The sequence below is a fragment of the Protofrankia sp. Cr1 genome, assembly GCF_963555865.1.
In the GTDB taxonomy this organism is placed as follows: domain Bacteria; phylum Actinomycetota; class Actinomycetes; order Frankiales; family Frankiaceae; genus Protofrankia.
Genome location: NZ_CAUVXO010000461.1, coordinates 1 through 4235 on the forward strand (window position 1 = coordinate 1; position 4235 = coordinate 4235).

At 68.2% G+C, this 4235-nt stretch carries 7 protein-coding genes; 5 read left to right on the forward strand and 2 right to left on the reverse strand.

Annotated elements, in window-relative coordinates; genetic code table 11:
• Positions 1 to 232, reverse strand: a 232-nt coding sequence (locus U9980_RS23695; RefSeq protein WP_322769958.1) for a hypothetical protein, incomplete at its 3' end; no start/stop codon positions are given.
• A 153-nt stretch (positions 233 to 385) separates the two neighbouring features.
• Between U9980_RS23695 and U9980_RS23700 the strand changes: the two genes are divergently transcribed.
• Positions 386 to 592: a hypothetical protein gene (locus U9980_RS23700; RefSeq protein ID WP_322769959.1), complete on the forward strand. Its 207-nt coding sequence runs from the start codon at positions 386 to 388 to the stop codon at positions 590 to 592.
• Between the two features lie 73 nt (positions 593 to 665).
• Here U9980_RS23700 and U9980_RS23705 read toward each other — a convergent pair whose 3' ends face one another.
• Positions 666 to 1373, reverse strand: a complete 708-nt coding sequence (locus U9980_RS23705; RefSeq protein ID WP_322769960.1) for a GntR family transcriptional regulator — start codon at positions 1371 to 1373, stop codon at positions 666 to 668.
• Between the two features lie 197 nt (positions 1374 to 1570).
• Here U9980_RS23705 and U9980_RS23710 point away from each other — a divergent pair, with 197 nt between their 5' ends.
• The 4 genes from U9980_RS23710 (at position 1571) to U9980_RS23725 (ending at position 4143) form a co-directional block, all read left to right on the forward strand.
• Positions 1571 to 2353 (forward strand): GntR family transcriptional regulator, encoded by a 783-nt coding sequence (locus U9980_RS23710; protein ID WP_322769961.1) that lies wholly within the window; start codon positions 1571 to 1573, stop codon positions 2351 to 2353.
• Positions 2354 to 2963: 610 nt separating this feature from the next.
• The gene (locus U9980_RS23715) at positions 2964 to 3419 is read left to right on the forward strand and encodes a hypothetical protein (protein WP_322769962.1); all 456 of its coding nucleotides are present in this window, start codon (positions 2964 to 2966) and stop codon (positions 3417 to 3419) included.
• A 2-nt stretch (positions 3420 to 3421) separates the two neighbouring features.
• A complete protein-coding gene (locus tag U9980_RS23720) occupies positions 3422 to 3673 on the forward strand; it encodes a WhiB family transcriptional regulator (protein ID WP_322769964.1) in 252 nt (83 codons plus the stop codon).
• Positions 3670 to 4143 (forward strand): hypothetical protein, encoded by a 474-nt coding sequence (locus tag U9980_RS23725; RefSeq protein ID WP_322769963.1) that lies wholly within the window; start codon positions 3670 to 3672, stop codon positions 4141 to 4143. The genes U9980_RS23720 and U9980_RS23725 overlap by 4 nt, the downstream gene beginning before the upstream one ends.
• The last annotated feature ends 92 nt before the right edge of the window (positions 4144 to 4235 follow it).

The following is a 4235-nucleotide window of genomic DNA, read 5'->3' on the forward strand; positions in this document are numbered from 1 at the left end:
AGGTGTCCGTCCCGCGCCACCCGGGCCGGTGCACGTCCAGCCAGACTGCGACGTCGGCGCGGTGCCACAGACGCTCTTTCTCGCCGGTATACCAGGGTGCGGGGAAATCGCGATCTCGGGTGATCGTGTGGGCTCGCGAGCGGGCGACGCCAAGCAGTTCTCGTAGCTCGCCGAAGCCGATCAGGTCAGCCGGAATCGCAGGCCGCTTCTCCGGCTCGCTGGTGCTGGCCACGGTTCCGGATGGTGGGCGCGGATCCGGATCCGTGGTCCGCGCTCTTTCTTCGGATCCGCAAGCACGCTACCGTGCCCGAACGGTCGCGCGCCGTCCCGGATGCGCGGACCTGACACGGGCGGAACTCCGATCACGCGCTACCAGGGGGCAGGCATGGACCGGCACGACGATCGGGACGTCCGTGGGGCGAGACTGCGCGTCAGCGCCATCGACGGAACGGCGGAGCTACGCGTGCGCACCGGAGTCGGCCCTGACGAGCTGATCCGCATCCTGGCCATGTACATCCCGGAACGGGCACGACTGGACTCAGTTGGCACCGAGGTGGGCGGAGACCTAGCCTTCCGGTTCACGATGGGGTAGCGCGGGCGCCGCGGGCGCCATTGCTGGCGTTTCCGCGTCGCGGCTGTCCTCCATGGATCGCATCGCTTCCGCCTCAGGTCACCATAAGTCGGTAGGCAAGCACAGACCGATGGCCTGCCATAACGATGTCCGCCGTCTCGACCGGCATGTCACCTACTCGGTAGGTGCGCTTCATCACGAGGACCGAGACGCCTGGTGGCAGTGCGAGCGCTTTCGCTTCGCTGGTCGTCGGTGGCCGTGAGGTGATCTCTTCTTCTACCGAGTCGATCCGAAGGTTGATCAGATCGAAACGTGTGACAACGCCAACCGCCGCGCCCTCTTCGGGCAGCTCGATCGATGTACCTACGGTGAGTGCCGCTGGTTCCCACGAGACTGCCGTCTGGATCGGCGTTCCGTCGTAGCGGTAGAGGTACCTCGTCACGATGACCGAGTCGCCTGGCTGGATGGCGAGCCGATCGGCAACCTGTTCGTCTGCCGTCTCGCGTGTCGTCTCATGATCCCATGACGCTCGTCCGCCTGACGCTGCGACGGAGCGGGCGAACGGCGATGTCGACTCTTTGGATGCCGATGGGCGTCGGCGGTAGAAGTCCGTCGCGATGCGTCGGACCGACGGCCGGGTCTGGACGAACGTCCCGTGCTGGCCTCGGGTTTCGACGAGTCCTTCGGTCTGGAGCTGCGCGATCGCTCGTCGGATCGTCTCTTGGGCGGCATTGAACGTCTGGGCAAGTTCGCGGTGTGGAGGAAGCCGACTACCAGGCGGATACTCGCCATTTTCGATCATGTCTCGCAGTGATGCCGCGATCCGCGGTGTATGGCGGGCGGCCTGGCGCAAACATGCCCTAGACCATATCGAGAAAAGACCAGGCGTGATGGGATAAACCCGTTCAGTTACGAACATTCGACGGATGTCGTGGGCCACCGTGCCGACAGATTCCGATCAAGAGGGATGCCCTCCGAGCGGCTAGGCTAGCTGGCTAAGTGGCTAACTTTCGGGAGGGAAAGATGATCGATCGCGGTGGCGGTCGCCACACCTACCAGTCCATTGCGTGGGCGATCCGCGAGCAGATCAGCCGGGGTGAGCTCCGTGCCGGCGACCCGATCCCGAGCCTCCCGGCTATCCAGCGGGAGCACAACGTCTCTAACCCGACGGCTCAGGCAGTCGTGAGGCTCCTCAAGAGCTGGGGGCTCGTCCGCTCGGAGTCCGGACGGGGAACCTTCGTCCTGGACAACAGGCCCGTGGTCCACGTCATGACCGAGATGACCATCCCAGGTGACGACGGCAAGCGCCGAACCTGGCGCGAGATTGTCGCTGAGTACGGCATGGCCGGAACGCAGCGCGTGACCGGAGCTGGGCGCGCCGTCCCGCCGGTGGACGTCGCCGACGCGTTCGGGTACGAGGCAGATGCGCTGGTCGCATGGCGGCAGCGGCTTTTGCTGATTGACGATCGGGCCGTGCAAGTCTGCACGTCGTACTACCCGGATGCTGTCGTGGACGCGGTGCCGGAGCTGATTGTCCCTAACCGGCTGCCTTCCAACGCCATGGAGCTAATGGCGCGAGCTGGGTTCGCGGCCGCACCCGGTGGCCTCGACACGGTCTATGCCCGTGCCGCGACGGAGGACGAAGCCGCGGCGCTCGGGATCGAGATTGGAGCGCCGGTGACCGAAGCGTTTCGGGTCGCGAGGGACGCGGGCGGAACGGTGGTCCTGGTTGAGCGGATGGTCTCCGACAGTGCGCGCCTTCGGCAGGCCTGGACCTTCTGACCTAGAAGATTATCCTTGCTAGCAGCCTTGACCGGCTAGCCGGCTAGGTTCTAGACTCAGCGTCACTGCCGAGACGGGAGGCAACCCGTCTCAGCGGAGGCAAGAGCCCGGGTCTTCTGGACATGAAGAAGGCCCGGGTGGGAGGCAACCCACACCGGGCCAGACGCGACTAGAGATCGCTCTTCGAGTGTACAGCGTCTGAGTCTTCTTGTGGCGCCTTCCGCACCCCTGTTGGTGCGTCTCCTGGCCGGTGCCGGGAGGCCGGAGGAAGGAACGCTGTGCCGGCTGACCACATCACGATCACCACGCATGTGCGTGGCACGTCCGAGCACACGGTTTCGTGTACCTGCGGGTATTGCGAGACGTCGCGGCTGTCATCCAGCGACGCTGAGCGGCGGCGCCAGGAGCACGCCCGCATCCACGGCGGCACCCGGCGTGGGGGTAAGGCGTCATGACGAAGCCTGACCTGGGTTCGGAGACCGTCACACGGTGGCTGCAAGGCGCCGACCAGTTCGGCCACGGGATGTGCCGCACGTGCGGACATCCCCGGACTGGCCATTCACTGGCCGGATGTGCACGCACAGTCCAGTCCCGACAGTGCCCCTGTCATGTGCGTACCGCTATCGCCCCGCGCTGCGTCCACTGCGGCGATCCGGTCGAGGGTGAGGTCTTCGACTGCGGCGTCGGACCTGAGCACCTGGACTGCCATGAGGACATGGAGTGCGACGCGGACGCGGACGCCCCGCCGGTACCGCCTGCTGTCGCCGGGAGTACGCCCGGCAGTGACCCGCACACGCTGACCTGCACCGTGTGCGGCAGTCAGTGGCAGTGCGGCTGCCCGCGGCTGACCGTGCAGAGGTTCGTCGCCGTGCTCGCCGGCGCCGGCCAGATGCACGTGGTCGGCCCGTTCGACGACCGGGACGAGGCGGCCGCCGCCGGCGACACTCTCGCCGAGGGCCACCCCGACACCCGGATGCACGTGGTGATCGAGCTCGTCGATGTCACCACCGCCGACCTGCTCCTGACCCTGGCCGGCGACCTCCGCGCCACCGGCGGTGCGGCATGAGCGTGGACTGGCGGCAGCGGGCGGCCTGTCGGGGCACGAATCCGGACCTGTTCTTCCCCGCTGGCACCTCCGGCGACGCGGTGGAACGTCAGGTTGCGGCGGCCAAGGCGCTGTGCGCCCGCTGCCCGGTGCGTTGTGCCTGCCTGGGCTGGGCGCTGGATACCGGGCAGGACGCCGGTATCTGGGGTGGTCTGGACGAAGACGAACGTCGGACGCTGCGGCGCCCGGCCCGTACCCCGGTGCGCACGTCATGACGGCCCTGCCGTACGGGGAGTCCCCGACGGTGCCCGCCGCCGACCCGTTCGACGGCGATGGTGGACGGCTGGCCGGGCAGGCCGACCAGTTGCGGACCGCCGCCGCCCTGGTGGAGGCGGCCGGGGCCGATGTGTACCTGTACATCACCCTGCACTCCTACGCCGGGGCGGAGATCGGCGCGCAGGTGTCGTCCCCGTACGGCCGGGGGCTGTCGGACCGGGAACGCGGACACATCGAGATCGCCGGGATGGGGGTCCTCGCCGGACTGCTGGGCGCCCCGGTCACCGTCGCCGTCCACCCGGAGGCGGAAAACCCGCTGTGGCTGGCGTGTACCGGCCGTTTCCACGGCCAGCCGGTTGAGGCCTACACCCAGGTGTCGGACGACCCCGACCTGCGTGCCGCCGTCCGGCGGCTCGCCACCGACACCGCCTCCGTCGGGCCGGATGTGGCTGCCGGGGCGGCGCGGTGAGCGCCGTTGGGCTGGTGTGCGGGGTGTGTGGGCTGACCGGGGGGCCGTTCGCGAGCCGGGCCGAGGCGGCCGCGCACGCGAGGACCCATGAC

What these genes read in the sequence shown, in the direction of transcription:
- U9980_RS23700 (WP_322769959.1), top strand. Translation starts at nt 386, where the DNA reads ATGGACCGGCACGACGATCGGGACGTCCGTGGGGCGAGACTGCGCGTC.
- U9980_RS23705 (WP_322769960.1), bottom strand. Translation starts at nt 1,373, where the DNA reads ATGATCGAAAATGGCGAGTATCCGCCTGGTAGTCGGCTTCCTCCACAC.
- U9980_RS23725 (WP_322769963.1), top strand. Translation starts at nt 3,670, where the DNA reads ATGACGGCCCTGCCGTACGGGGAGTCCCCGACGGTGCCCGCCGCCGAC.